Below are 14,770 nucleotides of genomic sequence, written 5' to 3'. Positions count from 1 at the left end.
CTGTTCTATCAACGGCTTGTCCAGAACGGAAAGAAGCCAATCGTCGCCATCGCCGCTCTCATGAGAAAGATCGTCGTCATCCTCAATGCAAGGCTCAGAGATCAGATCCAACAACAGAGTTGATGACGGCAGAGGGGAGGAAAGCGCGCACCCGTCCCAAGCGCCCGCGCGGAGCAGCGGAGGAGCGCGAGGTCGTGCCTCCCTCTCAGGATGTCGTCCCGGACGAGGCCGAAGGCCGAAGATCCGGGAACCAGAGGCACCCTTGGCAGGCATGAGGCGGGAGCGCATCGCCACCTCCACGGCTGTCACGCCTGCGCAGGCAGGCGTCCAGTATCCGCCGGGGCGTGTGGGTGTGCGAGGGCTGCAACCTCAAGCCGTTCGATCGCCATCGGTGATCTTGCGGCAACGTCACCGCTCGATCCGTACGACCTGGGGTTACTGGGTCCCGGTCTTCGGCAAGCCGAAACCGGGACGACAGCCGAGGAGTAGGGCTCGGCCAGCGCGTCCTCGCCGCCGCTCTGGCAGCCAATAGGCACCGGCGCGCGCTGTGCGCGGCCGGGGTGACGGCAGAGGGGAGGAAAGCGCGCACCCGTCCCAAGCGCCCGCGCGGAGCAGCGGAGGAGCGCGAGATCGTGCCTCCCTCTCAGGATGTCGTCCCGGACGGGGCCGAGGGCCAAAGATCCGGAAACCAGAGGCCCCCTTGGCGGGTGTTTTCTCCAACCCCCGCCCGCCCTATTCCGCCGGCTGGCTGGAGGGCACGGGGGCGGCTGCGCGCGAGCGGGAGCGGTCGCGGGCAAACAGCGTGTAGGCGGTCGGCACGACGAAGAGCGTCAGCACCGTGCCGAAGGACATGCCGCCGACGATCACCCAGCCGATGGCCTGGCGGCTTTCGCCGCCCGCCCCTTCCGCCAGCGCCAGCGGCACCGCGCCGAAGACCATGGCGCCGGTGGTCATCAGGATCGGCCGCAGGCGCAGCGCCGCCGCCTCCACCACCGCGTCGAACCGGCTCTTGCCCGCCTCCTGAAGCTGGTTGGCGAACTGCACGATGAGAATGCCGTGCTTGGTGATCAGCCCGATCAGCGTGACGAGGCCGATCTGGCTGTAGATGTTCAGCGTGCCGCCGGTCTGGTGCATCACCGCCAGCGCCCCCAGCATCGACAGCGGCACCGTCAGCATGATGATGAAGGGATCAATGAAGCTCTCGAACTGCGCCGACAGCACCAGATAGATGAAGCCGAGCGCCAGCACGAAGATGAAGACGAGGCTGGAGCCGGTCTGGCGGAACTCGCGCGAGACGCCGCCATAGTCGGTGCGGGCGCTGGAGGGCAGCACCCGCTGCGCCGTCGCCTCCAGATAGTCGAGCGCCTCGCCGAGCGAATAGCCGGGGGCGAGGTTGCCGGCGATCTTGGCGGCGCGAAGCTGGTTGAAGCGGTTGAGCTCCTTGGGCGAGACGCTCTCGCGCACGCTGATCAGGTTGGAGAGCTGGACCATCGAGCCGTTCTGGGCGCGGACATAGATGTCCTCAAGGTCGCCGGGCGTGCGGCGGTCCGAGGGATCGACCTGGACGATGACGTCGTATTGCTCGCCGTTCATGTTGAAGCGCGTGACCTTGCGCCCGCCGAGCAGTGTCTCCATGGTGCGGCCGACGGTGAGCACGCCCGCGCCCATGTCGGCGACGCGGTCGCGGTCGAGCTCCACCTCGATCTGCGGCTTGTTCAGCGCCAGGTCGCTGGTGACGTTGACGAGATTGGGGTTGTCCTCGATGGCGGCGAGGAAGTCGTTGACCATCGCGTCGAGCTGCTCATAGGGCTCGGAGGTCAGGATCATGAACTCGATCGGCCGCGAGCGGGCGCTGACGCCGAAGGAGCCGGGATGGTTGACCGAGGCGCGCAGGCCGGCGACGCGGCGGATCTGCGGCTGCAATTCGGCGCCGATCTCCATCTGGCTGCGCTGACGGTCCTCCCAGGGCTGGAGCTGGGAGAAGGAGGTGATGTCGGTGACCTCCGGCGAGCCGGCGATGACGAAATAGGAGCGCACCTCGGGAATGTCGGCGAGAAGCTGCTCGACCTGCAGGGCGTAGCGGCTGGTGAAGTCGATGGTCGAACCTTCCGGCGCCGAGCCGGAGATGAACAGCACGCCGCGATCCTCCAGCGGGGCGAGCTCCGACTTGAGCGTCGTCAGCAGCATCCAGGAGGCGCCGGCCACCGCGAAGACCATCAGCACGATCAGCCAGCGGACCTTGAGCGAGACCAGCAGCAGGCGCCGGTAGCCGTCGTTCAGGGCATCCAGCCCACGTTCAAGGGCGGCCGAGACGCGGCCGCGCTTCTCGTGCTCCTTGAGCAGCTTGGAGCACATCATCGGCGACAGCGTCAGCGCCACCAGGCCGGACATCAGCACGGCGGCGGCCAGCGTCAGCGCGAATTCGGTGAAGAGCTTGCCGGTGCGCCCCTCGGCGAAGGCGACGGGCGTGTAGACGGCGGCGAGCGTCAGCGTCATGGCGACGACGGCGCCGGAAATCTCCTTGATGCCGACGATGGCCGCGCGGATCGGCTTCATGCCGTTCTCGATGTGGCGGTGGATGTTTTCCAGCACGACGATGGCGTCGTCGACGACGAGGCCGATCGCGAGCACCATGGCGAGCAGCGTCAGCGTGTTGATGGAGAAGCCGAGCGCATAGATGAAGATGCAGGCGCCGACCAGCGACACCGGGATCGTCACCATGGGGATGAGCGTCGCCCGCAGCGAGCGCAGGAAGAAGAAGATGACGAGGACGACCAGCACCACCGCCTCGGCGATGGTGGCGAACACCGCCTCGATCGACCGGTCGATGAAGATCGAACGGTCATAGGAAATGTCGGCGTTCATGCCCTCCGGCAGATCGCGGCGGATGTCGGGCAGCGCCGCGCTCAGCGCCCGCGAGACGTCGAGCGGATTGGCGGTCGCCTGCTTGACGACGCCGAGGATCACCGCGTTCTCGCCCTTGTAGCGGGTGGTGCGCCGCTCGTCCTCCGGCCCGATCTCGACCCGCGCGACATCGCCGAGCCGCACGGAAAAGCCGCCCGCGTCCTTGACGACGATGCGGCGGAACTGCTCGCTGGTGGTCAGGCCGGTGCGCGAGAGCACGGTGAACTCGCGGTCGAAGCTCTCGATGCGGCCCGAGGGCACCTCGACATTCTGCTGGCGCAGGGCGTTTTCCACGTCCTGGACGGTCAGTTCGTAGGCGGCAAGGCGGGTGCGGTCGACCCACACGCGCATGGCGTAGCGCCGCTCGCCGAAGATGTTGACCTCGGCGACGCCCGGCAGGTTCTGCAGCCGGTCGCGGATGTAGCGGTCGGCATAATCCGACACCTCGATGGGCGAGGCGCGGTCGCTGGTCAGGGCGATGAAGACCACCGCCTGGGCGTCGGCCTCGACCTTGGAGACGACCGGCTCCGACACCTCGGCCGGCAGGCGGCCGCGCACCCGGCTGACGCGGTCGCGCACGTCGTTGGCGGCCTCGTCCGGATTGACCGACAGCAGGAAGCGGACGGTGATGCGGCTCGATTCCGGCCGCGAGCGGCTTTCCAGCACTTCGACGCCGCCGATGCCGGCGATGGAGCCCTCCAGCACCTGGGTGACCTGGGACTCGATGATCTCGGCGCTGGCGCCGGGATAATCGGTGCGCACGGAGACGACCGGCGGGTCGATGTTGGGATATTCGCGCACCGTCAGGCGGACGAAGGAGACGAGGCCGAGCAGCAGCACCATCAGGCTGACGACGGAGGCGAAGACCGGCTTGCGGACGAAGAACTCCAGCATGGCTCAGCCCCCGGCCGGGCCGTCGACCACCTCGACGGCGGCGCCGTCGCGCAGCAGCAACTGGCCGGCGGTGACGACCACCGCGCCGGAGGCAAGGCCGGAGCGGACCTCGACATCGCCGGGGCTGCGCAGGCCGATCTCGATGGGGGTCTTGACCGCCTTGCCGCCCTCGAGCCGGTAGACATAGAGCCGGCCCTCGTCGCGGAACAGCGCCGCCTCGGGCACCACCATCGCCGCGCTGCGCTCCGCGATGACGATGCGGATGCGGGCGAAAAGGCCGGGCGACAGGCGTCCGTCCGGATTGGGCAGTTCGGCGCGCAGGCGGATGGCGCGGCCCGACACGTCGACGATCGGGTCGATGGCGGTGATCTTGCCGGTGATCGCCTCGCCGGGCAGCGCGTCAAGGGTGACGTTGACCGGCAGGCCGACCCTGAGGTTGGGCAGATGGGTCTCGGAGACGCGGAACTCGACCTTCAGCGGATCGACGCTGGCGAGTTCGACGATGCGGTCGCCGGGGCTGACATAGGCGCCAACGCTGATGTTGCGGAAGCCGACGATGCCGGAAAAGGGTGCGGCGATAGAGGTCTTGGCAAGGCGCGCCTCGGCCAGCGCCAGGTTGGCCTGGGCCGCGGTGTAGCCTTGCGAGGTCTCGTCGCGGGCGCGCAGGGTGCCGCTGCCCTGCTCGGCGAGTTTGCGGGCGCGCTCGAAATTGGCCTCGGCCAGCGCCACCTCGGACTGCGCCTTGTCGAGTTCGGCGCGCAGGATCTGCGCGTCGAGCTCGACCAGCACGTCGCCTTCCCCGACCGCCTGCCCCTCGGCGAAGCCGATGCGCGCGACGCGGCCGGCGATCTCCGGCGAGATGACGACGGACTCGTTGGCAACCAGCGTGCCGAAGGCGCGGATGTCCTCGACAAGGTCGCGCACGCCGACCAGCGCCGTCTCCACGGCAACGCCCCGTCGCTGGCCGGTCGCGGCACCGCCCGGCGAGGCGGTGGCGGGCGAGGTGGCCACGGTGGATGTCGCGGAGGCGAGGAAGGACGGCCCGTCCGGCCAACTGACGAAGGCCACGCCCCCCGCCACCGCCAAGGCGACAATGGCGGTTCCGATGGCGGTTCCGATGGCGGACACGCTCCGGTAGCTCATCTGGCAATAACCCCAAGGCTGACCGGTCGGCGCCCCTTTGCCGAGCCGGAGAGGTTCATGCGGCCCGAGCCCCCGGATGATGACCGAAACCGCGCTGTGCATGAGAAATCGCTGAAAAGATTAGACCGGCCTGTCAGCACTGACAAGGCGAGCAATCGGGCACTGTGCCCAAATGCTGGCAGCCGGCCGGGCGCAACGGGGCCGACTCAGCCGGCGGCGCGCGAGGACAGCGGCGCGGTGCGGCAGTCGAGATCGGTCAGCGTGACGATGCGGTTGCCGCGCAGATCGTTGGCGCAGACGAGAACGCCCTGCTCCTCCATATGGGTGAGCAGCCAGCGGGCGCGGCCCGGCGAGCGGGTGCCGTAGGCGCGGGCGATCTCGCTGTCGGGCGGACAGGGACGCCCCTCCAGCGCCGCCTTGGCGAGCAGCAGATAGACGCCGCGCATCTCCTCGGGAAGGCTGGCGGCGACGGTCTCGGCCGCCGACCAGACCGACGGGTCGATGTCGCTCGGCTCGACGCCGGCCCGCGCCAGCGCGACGCGCTGGCGGAACTCGGGCAGTTCCGGCGGGCGGCCGGGCAGGCGGGCAATGCGGCAGCGCACGAGGAAATCCTGATAGAGGGCGGCCATCGGCTGGAACGCCGCCTCGCCATCGCCAAGCAGTTCGGCGATCACCGCATCCACCACCTTGTCCTGCGCCTCGCGGTCGAGCGGCCCGGTCTCCGCCTCCTCGCGCTTCGCCGCCTGGCGGGTCAGGCGCTCCAGCACCTCGGAGGCGGGAATCGCCTGCTGCACCGGCGGGCGCTCGGCGGCGACCCTCTCGTCCTGGCTCGCCGGCTGGAACAGCAGGTCCTGCAGGTCCTCCGGACGGCCCTGCGGCAGCGGGGTGAGGCGCGGACCACCGCCGCGGCCGGCGGTTTCCACCGCGCCGATGCGCACCGTCATCGGACGGCGCGAGACGGCCGGCCCGAGGGCGACGAAATGGCCGCGCTCGAGATTGCGGAAGGCTTCCGCCTGGCGCTTTTCCATGCCGAGCAGGTCGGCGGCGCGGGCCATGTCGATGTCGAGGAACGTGCGGCCCATCAGGAAGTTGGACGCTTCGGCGGCGACATTCTTGGCGAGCTTGGCGAGACGCTGGGTGGCGATGACGCCGGCAAGGCCGCGCTTGCGGCCGCGGCACATCAGGTTGGTCATGGCACCGAGGGCGACGCGGCGCGCCTCCTCCCCCGTGTCGCCGGAGGCGGCAGGCGCGAAGAGCTGCGCCTCGTCGACGACGACGAGGACCGGATACCAGTGGTCGCGCTCGGCCTCGAACAGGGTGTTGAGGAAGGCGGCGGCCGCCTTCATCTGCCGGTCGGGCTCAAGGCCCTCAAGGTTCAGCACCACGGAGACACGGTGGGCGCGCACGCGCGAGGCGATGACCGCAAGGTCGCGCTCGCTGCCGGCGGCATCGACCACCACATGGCCGAAGCGCTCCGACAGGGTGACGAAATCGCCTTCCGGATCGATGACGACCTGCTGCACCCAGGGGGCGCTCTGCTCCAGCAGGCGGCGCAGCAGATGCGACTTGCCCGAGCCGGAATTGCCCTGGACGAGCAGGCGCGTCGCGAGCAGCTCCTCGAGATCGAATTGGCAGGAGGCGGCCGATCCCGCTCCCCTCACCTCGCCCATGTCGATGCTGACAGTCATTCGTGCCGATGGTCTCGCGTGATCGAAGTCGAACGGTCCCGCCGGCATGGCAGCCCGGCCAGCGCATTGCAAGGGCCATTCGCGGGAACGGGACGACTATCGGCGATTCGCCCCCCGCGCCAAAGCGGAGCGCCCGGCGGGGTTGTGTCGTCCGCCGAGGCAACGCTAGCTGCTTGTAAAATATTCACACTGTCAGAACTGTTAGGCGGCTGTTTACCCGTTCAGCCGAATGGTGAGGAAAATACCCAGTCTTCGGAGGAACGTCATGAACCCCGCGCAACGCCCAAGCGGCGCAGCCTCGCATTCCGGAAGCATGAGCGCGGACATCGCCGGCTTCATCGGTGCCAACGCCTTCGACACCGGCCAGGCGAAAGCCGTCTGGGAGAAGTTGAAGCCGGCCATGCCGGGGGTTCTCGACGCCTTCTACGACACGATCGCCAAGAACCCCGAGCTGGCGCCGAAGCTCGGCGTCAAGGGCCAGGACGTGCCCCGGCTGAAGGCTGCCCAGACCAGCCACTGGGACTATATCTTCAACCACGACGCCGATGCGGCGTTCGAGGCCCGCGCCGTCAGGATCGGCGAGGCGCATGTGCGCATCAAGCTGGAGCCGAAATGGTATCTGGCCTCCTATGGCCGCATGCTGGTGGAGGCGATCCCGGCGCTCGCCAGCCGCTACCGGCTGCAGCCGACGAAGCTCGCCCAGGCGCTGCAGGTGCTGGTCAGCCGCACCTTCCTCGACATGATCGTCTCCTACAACGCCTATGAAAACGGCATGCTGCGGCAACGGGAGGAGGAGAACCGCCACGAGACCGAGCTTGCCTCGCTGCGCGGCCTGACCGGCACGGTGGCCGATGTCAACGACGTCGCCGTCAGCATGGCGACCCTGTCGCGCAACACCCGCCAGGCGCGGGAAAGCGGCCAGGCGATCTCGGCGGCGGCGACGGAACTGGTGACCTCGGTCGAGCAGATCGCCGAAAACAGCGACAGCGCCGCCCGCCAGGCCGATGCCACCAACGCAGCCGTCGCGGAGGGCCTGCGCGCCATGCAGGACGTGTCGCAGCGCATGTCCGATATCGCGCAAGCCTCGCGCGAGAGCTCGGAGAACCTGAGCTCGCTGCAACGGGCGTCGGAGCAGATCGGCGAATTCCTGAGCGTCATCGAGAACATCGCCAACCAGACCAACCTCCTCGCCCTCAACGCCACCATCGAGGCGGCGCGCGCCGGCGAGGCCGGACGCGGCTTTGCCGTGGTGGCGAGCGAGGTGAAGAATCTCGCCACCCAGGCGGCGAAGGCGACCGAGGACATCACCCAGCGGATCGAGGCGCTGAAGGAGGGCATGGTCACCACCCAGCAGGCCATCGCCGAGTCCCGCGAGGCGGTGGAACGGGGGCAGGAGACGATCGCCGGCGCCAACGACCGGATGCACGCGATCAGCGCGCAGATCGGCGAAGTGTCCGGGCGCATGCAGGATGTCTCGCAGATCCTCCAGCAGCAGAAGGAAGCGAGCCAGGAGATCGCCCGCAGCATCACCGGCGTCGCCGATCTCAGCGTGGAGAACGACAGCCAGCTCATGTCGATGAGCGGCCGGCTGCAATCCAGCAACGTGCGCTTCTCCGACAATGCGCGGGCGTGGTTCAACCCGGCCTCGCACCGGTCGATGTGCGAGATGACCAAGATCGACCACGTCATGTTCAAGAAGCAGATCGTCGACACGATCATCGGTGCCGCCAACCTGACCGCCGCGACGCTCGCTGATGATCACGGCTGCCGTCTGGGCAAGTGGTACGATTCACTGGACTCAGAGGAAATCCGCGCGCACCCGGCCTATGTCGCGGTCAAGGCGCCGCACCAGCGGGTCCATGCCGTGGGCAAGGCCGCGCTGGAGGCGCATGCGGCCGGCGACAGCGCGGCCACGGCCCGGCGCCTTGCCGAACTCGACATCGCCAGCGCCGAGGTGCTCGCCGCGCTCGACGCGCTGTCGGCGGCCCTCGACGGGGACCTTCGCAAGTATGACGAGGTGCGCAAGCCCGTCGCGGCACACGGGCAAGCGCAGCACGGCAAGCCGACGCGCGCCGCCTGATCGGCCGATACGGAAAAAACGAACCCGGGAGCCGACGCTCCCGGGTTTTCTGTTTCAGGGCGCCCCGCGGACGCGTCAGCAGGGCACGTTCAAGCGAACGTGTCCTTGTACATGTCGCGCAGCACGTTCTTCTGGATCTTGCCCATGGTGTTGCGCGGCAGCTCGGGCAGCACATAGACCTTCTTCGGCTGCTTGAAGCGGGCAAGACGCTCGGCGAGCGGGGCGACCACCGCTTCCGGATCGAGCGCGACGCCCTTGTGGGCGGCAACCACGGCGACGACGCCCTCGCCGAAATCGGCATGGGGCACGCCGATCACCGCGCTCTCGGCGACGCCCTCGATCTCGTCGATCGCCGCCTCGACCTCGGCCGGATAGACGTTGAAGCCGCCGGTGATGATCAGGTCCTTGGCACGGCCGACGATGGAGACATAGCCGCGCTCGTCGACAAGGCCCATGTCGCCGGTGATGAAGAAGCCGTCGGCCCGGAACTCGGACGCGGTCTTTTCCGGCATCTGCCAGTAGCCCTTGAAGACGTTCGGGCCCTTGACCTCGATGACGCCGACCTCGCCCTCAGCCAGCACCGCGCCGCTGTCCGGATCGGCGATGCGCAGCTCCACGCCCGGCAGCGGGAAGCCGACGGTACCCGGACGGCGGTCGCCGTCATAGGGGTTGGAGGTGTTCATGTTGGTCTCGGTCATGCCGTAGCGCTCGAGGATGGCGTGGCCGGTGCGGGCGCTGAAGGCCTTGTGCACCTCGGCCGAGAGCGGCGCCGAGCCGGAGACGAACAGGCGCATATGGGCGGCGAGCTCGCGGGTGAAGCGGTCGGTGCCGAGCAGGCGGGCGTAGAAGGTCGGCACGCCCATCATGGTGGTGGCGCGCGGCATCAGCCGCAGGATCTCGTCGAGATCGAACTTCGGCAGGAACAGCATGGAGCCGCCGGCCAGCAGCGTCACGTTGGTGGCGACGAAGAGCCCGTGGGTGTGGAAGATCGGCAGCGCGTGCAGCAGCACGTCGTTCGCCGTGTAATGCCAGACGTCGACGAGAACGGCGGCGTTGGAGGCAAGGTTCTCGTGGCTGAGCATGGCGCCCTTGGAGCGCCCGGTGGTGCCGGAGGTGTAGAGGATCGCGGCCAGATCGTCGGCGCCGCGGGCAACGTCGCCGAATTCAGTGGCGGCCGCATCCGCAGCATCGCGGAGGCTGCCGCGCCCCTCGGGATCCAGCGTCTCCACCCGCGCGCCGACCTTCTGCGCGATGGGCGCGAGCGCGTCCTTGCGGGCCGGGTCGCAGACCAGCAGCGCCGGGGCGGCGTCGCCGACGAAATAGTCGATCTCGGCCGGGGTATAGGCGGTGTTGAGCGGCAGGAACACGGCGCCGGCGCGCACGGTGCCGAGATAGAGCATCAGGGCGTCGACCGACTTTTCCACCTGCACGGCGACGCGGTCGCCCGGCTTGACGCCGAGGGCAGCGAGCGCATTGGCATAGGCGGCGGAGCGGGCGAGCAGCCCGCCATAGGTGATGACCTCTCCCGAGGGGGTTTCGATGAACGGCGCCTGCTCGTTGCGGATGGCGGCGCGGATGCGGGAGAGGAGGTGATTGTCTTGCGTCATGCGACGGGGTCCGGTGCCTGTGTCTTGAGTTCGGGGACGGATTTCAGCAGTCGGGTGACGGCGCTGGCGGCAGCGACCGTGCCCTGGGCGGCGAAGGCCTCGTGGTTCTTCTCGATATCGCCGAGGTCGTAAAGATAGTTGACCATCAGCCCGAAGGATTGGCGCAGCCCGTTGGGTGAAGGATCGGCCTGCCAGTTGACGCGCTCCAGCCGCGCGCCGTTGCCAAGATGAAAGCGGGCGACCGGATCGAGCGGCCGGCTGCCGCGCTTCTCGCGCACCAGGTAATGGGCGCAAAGGGCGCGCAGGGGCTCGCGCGCCTCCTCCGGCAGCGGCGCTCCGCCGCCGCCATTTTCCAGGAGCTCGCGCAGCTCCGGCGACAGGACGGAGAGCGCCGGGTGGCCCTCTTCCGCCAGCGCCGTGCCGAGCCAGGCGCGCAGGCCCGGCACCGGCGACAGGGTGACGAAGGTCTTCAGCCCCGGCAGGTCGCGGCGCAGCTCCTCCACCACCTGCTTGATCAGGAAATTGCCGAAGGAGATGCCGCGCAGCCCCTCCTGGCAGTTGGAGATGGAATAGAAGACGGCCGTGCTGGCCTCGGCCGCGTCGATGCCCTCGCGCTGCTCGGCAAGGATCGGCGGCACCGCGTCGGGGATCGCCCGCATCAGCGCCACCTCGACGAAGATCAGCGGATCGTCGACCAGCGCGGGATGGAAGAAGGCATAGAGCCGCCGGTCGGGCACGTCGATGCGCCGGCGCAGGTCGTCCCAGTCGCGGATCTCGTGCACCGCCTCGTAGCGGATGATCCGCTCCAGGATCACCGCCGGCGTCGACCAGTCGATGCGGCGCATGACGAGAAAGCCGCGGTTGAACCAGGACGAGAACAGGTGCTCGAAATCGCGGTCGACATCGGCCCAGCCGGGATGCTCGCGCAGGCCCGCCAGCAGCTCGCGCCGCATGCCGACCAGCGCCGAGGTGCCCCCCGGCGCCAGATTGAGCCGGCGGATCAGCTCCTGCCGGCGCGGCTCGGAGACCTTGTGGAGACGGCGCAGGCGCGCCTCGTCCGATGGGTCCTCGAGCACGGCGCGGGCCGCTTCCTCGACCTTGTCGCGGTCCGGGCCGAAGCGGGCGGCGAGTTCGTCGAAGAACTCGGCCCGCCCCTGCGGCGGCAGCGCCGCGTAGCTCGCCAGCACGTCGCGCGCCAGGGCGACGCCGGAGGCCTCGCCCCGCCCCGACAGCAACGCCTCGCACAGATCGCCAAGCGCCCGGCCGCTCGGCGAGCGGTCCCGCCGCAGGTCGAGAAGCTGGCGCCCCTGCTCGGCGATCGAGGCGAGAAGGTCGTTGAAGAAGCTGGTGCTGCTCATAGGCCGGGTCCCATGACGAGGTTCGGAAGCCAGAGCGCGATCTCCGGCATCAGGCACAGCAACACGATACCGACAACCATGCATCCGACATAGGGGATCGATCCGCGCAGGATCTCGGGAAGCGAGATGCTGGGCGCTATGCCGTTGATGACATAGAGGTTGAGCCCGACCGGTGGGGTGATCAACCCGATCTCCATGTTGATGGTGAGGATGACCGCGAACCAGTAGGGATCGAAGCCCGCCTGGATGATGATCGGCAGCAGGATCGGCGCGGTCATCAGGATCACCGCCACCGGCGGCAGGAAGAAGCCGGCGAACAGCAGGAAGAGGTTGATGATCGCCATCAGCACCCATTTGTTGACGTCGAGCGCGGCGATCCATTCCGCGATGGTCTGGGTGATGAACAGCGAGGACAGGGCGAAGGAGAACAGTTCCGAGGCGCCGATGATCATCATGATCATGACGCTTTCCTTCAGCGTGTCGCGGAACAGCGAACTGTAGAGCGACAGCTTCCACAGCCGGTAGATCAGCGCCACGAAGATCAGGCAGAACAGCGCGCCGACGCCGGCCGCCTCCGACGGGGTCGCGACGCCGCCATAGAGCACGTAGAGGATCGCCACGATGATGCCGACGAACGGCAGCACGCGCGGCAGCACCTCGACACGCTCGCGGAACGAGAAGCGGCGGCCGAGCATGTCGAGGCCGACGCCGCGGCGGCGGCAGTCGTAGATGGTCCAGGCCATGAACAAGGCGGTGAGCATCACGCCCGGCAGCAGCCCGGCAAGGAACAGCCGGCCGATCGAGGTCTCGGTGGCGATGCCGTAGACGATCATGGTGATCGACGGCGGAATGAGAATGCCGAGCGTGCCGCCGGCGGCGATGGAGCCGGCGGCGATCTCGTTCGGATAGCCGCGCTTGGTCATCTCCGGGATGCCCATCTTGCCGATGGCGGCGCAGGTGGCGGGCGAGGAGCCGGACAGGGCGGCGAAGATCGAGCAGGCGCCGAGATTGGACAGGACGAGGCCGCCGGGCACCCGGTTGAGCCAGCGGTCGAGCGCCTCGTAAAGATCCTTGCCGGCGGGCGAGGAGGCAACGGCCGCGCCCATCAGGATGAACATGGGGATCGAGACAAGGCCAAAGGAGGCCAGGCCGCCGAAGAAGGTCTCGCCGAGGATCGACACGCTGCCCCAGCCGTCGGCGAGGATCAGCGCCATGATCGAGACGAAGCCGAGGGCGAAGGCGATCGGCGTGCCGACCGCGAGAAGCGCGAGCAGCGAGACGAGCACGCCGGCGCCCCAGAGCATGGGCGTCATCGCGCGCCTCCCTGAATTTTCATGATTTCGGCAATGTATTGCAGCACCATCAGACCGACGCCGACCGGCAGCGGCAGCAGGGGGATCCACAAGGGGATGGCCCACACGGTGCTGGTGCGCCAGCCGAAGGACCAGGCCTCATGGAAATGCTCCCAGCCCGACCAGGCGAGCAGGGCGCAGAAGGCGATGCCGACCAGCGCCGAGATGGTCTGCATCGCCCGGCGGGCGACCGGCGCGGCGCGCAGTTGCAGCAGGTCGACATTCACATGGCCCCTGTGCAGCAGCACATAGGGCGAGCCGAGGAAGGTGGCCGCGACCAGGGCGTAGATCACGTATTCCGTCTGCCAGATGGTCGAGCCGTCGAGAAAGTAGCGCACCACGACCATGTGGGTGACGACCAGGGCGGCGCTTGCCGTCAGCAGCATCGCGATCACTCCGAAGAGGCGCGAGACGGCGGAAACCGCGTTTATGTAGAAGGACATCGCCGTAGGGTTCCGGTTGCATCGGCGCCCGCCGGGACAAAGCCCCTCCCCGGCCGGCGGGACGGCCGGCGGTGTCGGCAAGCGCAGGTGTTGGAAAGTGCGGGACCGGTGGTGCCGGCCCCGCGCAGGGCGAATGCCGGCGGCGCGCCGCCGCCGGCGTCAGGCGGTCAGTCGACCGCCAGGGCCTTGGCGATCAGCTCCTCGCCGCCCGGAACGTTTTCGGAGAAGTTCTTGTAGGAGGTCTCCTTGGCGATGGCGAGCCAGGCGTCATAGTCCTCCGGCGACATCTCCACGACCTCGACGCCAGCGTCCTTGAAGACCTTGATCATGGCATCGTCCAGCCCCTTGGCCTCGGCCGCGAAATAGTCCTCGGCGACCTTGCCGGCGGCCAGAAGCGCGTCCTGCTGCTCCTTGTTGAGCTTGTCCCAGCTCCGCTTGGACATCAGGATCGGCTCATACATGAACCACAGGGCATTGGCGCCCGGCGCGGTCAGGCAGGTGGTCTGCTCGTAGAGGCGGAAGGAGACGAAGGACCCGGACGAGGTGTTGGCGGCGTCGAGAACGCCGGTCTGCAGGCCGGTATAGATCTCCGAGGACGGCATGGAGGAGATCGAACCGCCGGCCCCGACCAGCATCTGCTCGAAAGCCGGACCGGCGGCACGGGTGACCTGGCCCTTCATGCTCTCCGGCGAGGTGATGCACTGCTTCTTGGAGGCGAAGCCGCCGGCAAGCCAGGCGTCGGCGATGACGACGACGCCGGCATCGTTCACGATCTTCTTGATGTCGTCCATGAAGGGCGAGGTGTTGAGGCGGGTGGCGCGATCATGGTTGCGCACGAGACCCGGCATCAGGGTCGCCGAGAACTGCGGATGGCGGCCCGAGGCATAGTCGAGCGGGAAGGCGGAGATGTCGAGCTGGCCCTTGGTCATGGCGCCCCACTGCTCGTTCGCCTTGAACAGCGACTGGCCGGGATAGACCTTGATCTCGATGCCGACATTGGCGTTGGCGACCTCGCGGGCGAGAAGCTGGACCATCTCGTCGCGCACGTCGCCCTTGCCGCCCGGCCACTGGTGCGAGGCCTTCAGCACCACATCGGCGGCATGGGCGGCCGGCACGGCCAGGGCAAGGGCGGTGGTCAGGCCGAGAGCGGCCTTGGTGAATTTCCTGAACATTGTTTCCTCCCAATGCCGACCGGCCCTCTGCGTGGCGGTCGGCTGCATGTCCGGACGGCACCCGCGTCCGCGTTTTTTCGCGACAGCAGCCCGCCTCTCCTCAAGGTGACCATGGTCCGCGCATTCAAG

9 protein-coding genes and 1 pseudogene are annotated in these 14,770 nt (G+C 68.3%); 2 read left to right on the top strand and 8 right to left on the bottom strand.

What is annotated here, in order from left to right:
* A pseudogene (locus P2PM1_RS25575) lies at positions 1-123 on the top strand (IS110 family transposase); the annotation flags it as partial.
* Positions 124-732: 609 nt separating this feature from the next.
* Here the strand turns inward: P2PM1_RS25575 and P2PM1_RS20950 are convergent.
* The 3 genes from P2PM1_RS20950 to P2PM1_RS20940 all read right to left on the bottom strand — a co-directional run bounded on the left by P2PM1_RS20950 (position 733) and on the right by P2PM1_RS20940 (position 6,629).
* Entirely contained in the window at positions 733-3,798 is a 3,066-nt protein-coding gene (locus P2PM1_RS20950) for an efflux RND transporter permease subunit (protein ID WP_186400396.1), read from the bottom strand.
* A 3-nt stretch (positions 3,799-3,801) separates the two neighbouring features.
* Complete coding sequence (locus P2PM1_RS20945; RefSeq protein WP_186400395.1) at positions 3,802-4,941, bottom strand: efflux RND transporter periplasmic adaptor subunit; 1,140 nt, start codon at positions 4,939-4,941, stop codon at positions 3,802-3,804.
* Between the two features lie 206 nt (positions 4,942-5,147).
* Positions 5,148-6,629: an ATP-binding protein gene (locus tag P2PM1_RS20940; protein WP_186400394.1), complete on the bottom strand. Its 1,482-nt coding sequence runs from the start codon at positions 6,627-6,629 to the stop codon at positions 5,148-5,150.
* Positions 6,630-6,942: 313 nt separating this feature from the next.
* Between P2PM1_RS20940 and P2PM1_RS20935 the strand changes: the two genes are divergently transcribed.
* Entirely contained in the window at positions 6,943-8,709 is a 1,767-nt protein-coding gene (locus tag P2PM1_RS20935) for a methyl-accepting chemotaxis protein (RefSeq protein WP_186400393.1), read from the top strand.
* Between the two features lie 89 nt (positions 8,710-8,798).
* Here P2PM1_RS20935 and P2PM1_RS20930 read toward each other — a convergent pair whose 3' ends face one another.
* From P2PM1_RS20930 to dctP, 5 genes are all read right to left on the bottom strand, one after another.
* Positions 8,799-10,316, bottom strand: a complete 1,518-nt coding sequence (locus P2PM1_RS20930) for a malonyl-CoA synthase (protein ID WP_186400392.1) — start codon at positions 10,314-10,316, stop codon at positions 8,799-8,801.
* Positions 10,313-11,674, bottom strand: coding sequence for a malonyl-CoA decarboxylase (locus P2PM1_RS20925; RefSeq protein WP_186386715.1), 1,362 nt, complete (start codon positions 11,672-11,674; stop codon positions 10,313-10,315). Before P2PM1_RS20925 ends, P2PM1_RS20930 begins: the two co-directional genes overlap by 4 nt.
* Positions 11,671-12,987: a TRAP transporter large permease gene (locus tag P2PM1_RS20920; RefSeq protein WP_186400391.1), complete on the bottom strand. Its 1,317-nt coding sequence runs from the start codon at positions 12,985-12,987 to the stop codon at positions 11,671-11,673. Before P2PM1_RS20920 ends, P2PM1_RS20925 begins: the two co-directional genes overlap by 4 nt.
* Positions 12,984-13,469 (bottom strand): TRAP transporter small permease subunit, encoded by a 486-nt coding sequence (locus tag P2PM1_RS20915; protein ID WP_186400390.1) that lies wholly within the window; start codon positions 13,467-13,469, stop codon positions 12,984-12,986. Before P2PM1_RS20915 ends, P2PM1_RS20920 begins: the two co-directional genes overlap by 4 nt.
* A 167-nt stretch (positions 13,470-13,636) precedes the next feature.
* The gene (gene dctP / locus P2PM1_RS20910) at positions 13,637-14,641 is read right to left on the bottom strand and encodes a TRAP transporter substrate-binding protein DctP (protein ID WP_186386712.1); all 1,005 of its coding nucleotides are present in this window, start codon (positions 14,639-14,641) and stop codon (positions 13,637-13,639) included.
* Between the last annotated feature and the right edge of the window lie 129 nt (positions 14,642-14,770).

The sequence above is a fragment of the Stappia sp. P2PMeth1 genome, from assembly GCF_900185735.1.
Taxonomy (GTDB): domain Bacteria; phylum Pseudomonadota; class Alphaproteobacteria; order Rhizobiales; family Stappiaceae; genus Stappia.
This window is presented reverse-complemented; position numbering and strand designations above follow the sequence as displayed.

Bases quoted from the DNA above. Each gene is read 5' to 3' on its own strand.
- P2PM1_RS20950 (WP_186400396.1), bottom strand. From the start codon at position 3,798: ATGCTGGAGTTCTTCGTCCGCAAGCCGGTCTTCGCCTCCGTCGTCAGC.
- P2PM1_RS20935 (WP_186400393.1), top strand. From the start codon at position 6,943: ATGAGCGCGGACATCGCCGGCTTCATCGGTGCCAACGCCTTCGACACC.
- P2PM1_RS20925 (WP_186386715.1), bottom strand. From the start codon at position 11,674: ATGAGCAGCACCAGCTTCTTCAACGACCTTCTCGCCTCGATCGCCGAG.
- P2PM1_RS20920 (WP_186400391.1), bottom strand. From the start codon at position 12,987: ATGACGCCCATGCTCTGGGGCGCCGGCGTGCTCGTCTCGCTGCTCGCG.
- P2PM1_RS20930 (WP_186400392.1), bottom strand. From the start codon at position 10,316: ATGACGCAAGACAATCACCTCCTCTCCCGCATCCGCGCCGCCATCCGC.
- dctP (WP_186386712.1), bottom strand. From the start codon at position 14,641: ATGTTCAGGAAATTCACCAAGGCCGCTCTCGGCCTGACCACCGCCCTT.
- P2PM1_RS20945 (WP_186400395.1), bottom strand. From the start codon at position 4,941: ATGAGCTACCGGAGCGTGTCCGCCATCGGAACCGCCATCGGAACCGCC.
- P2PM1_RS20915 (WP_186400390.1), bottom strand. From the start codon at position 13,469: ATGTCCTTCTACATAAACGCGGTTTCCGCCGTCTCGCGCCTCTTCGGA.
- P2PM1_RS20940 (WP_186400394.1), bottom strand. From the start codon at position 6,629: ATGACTGTCAGCATCGACATGGGCGAGGTGAGGGGAGCGGGATCGGCC.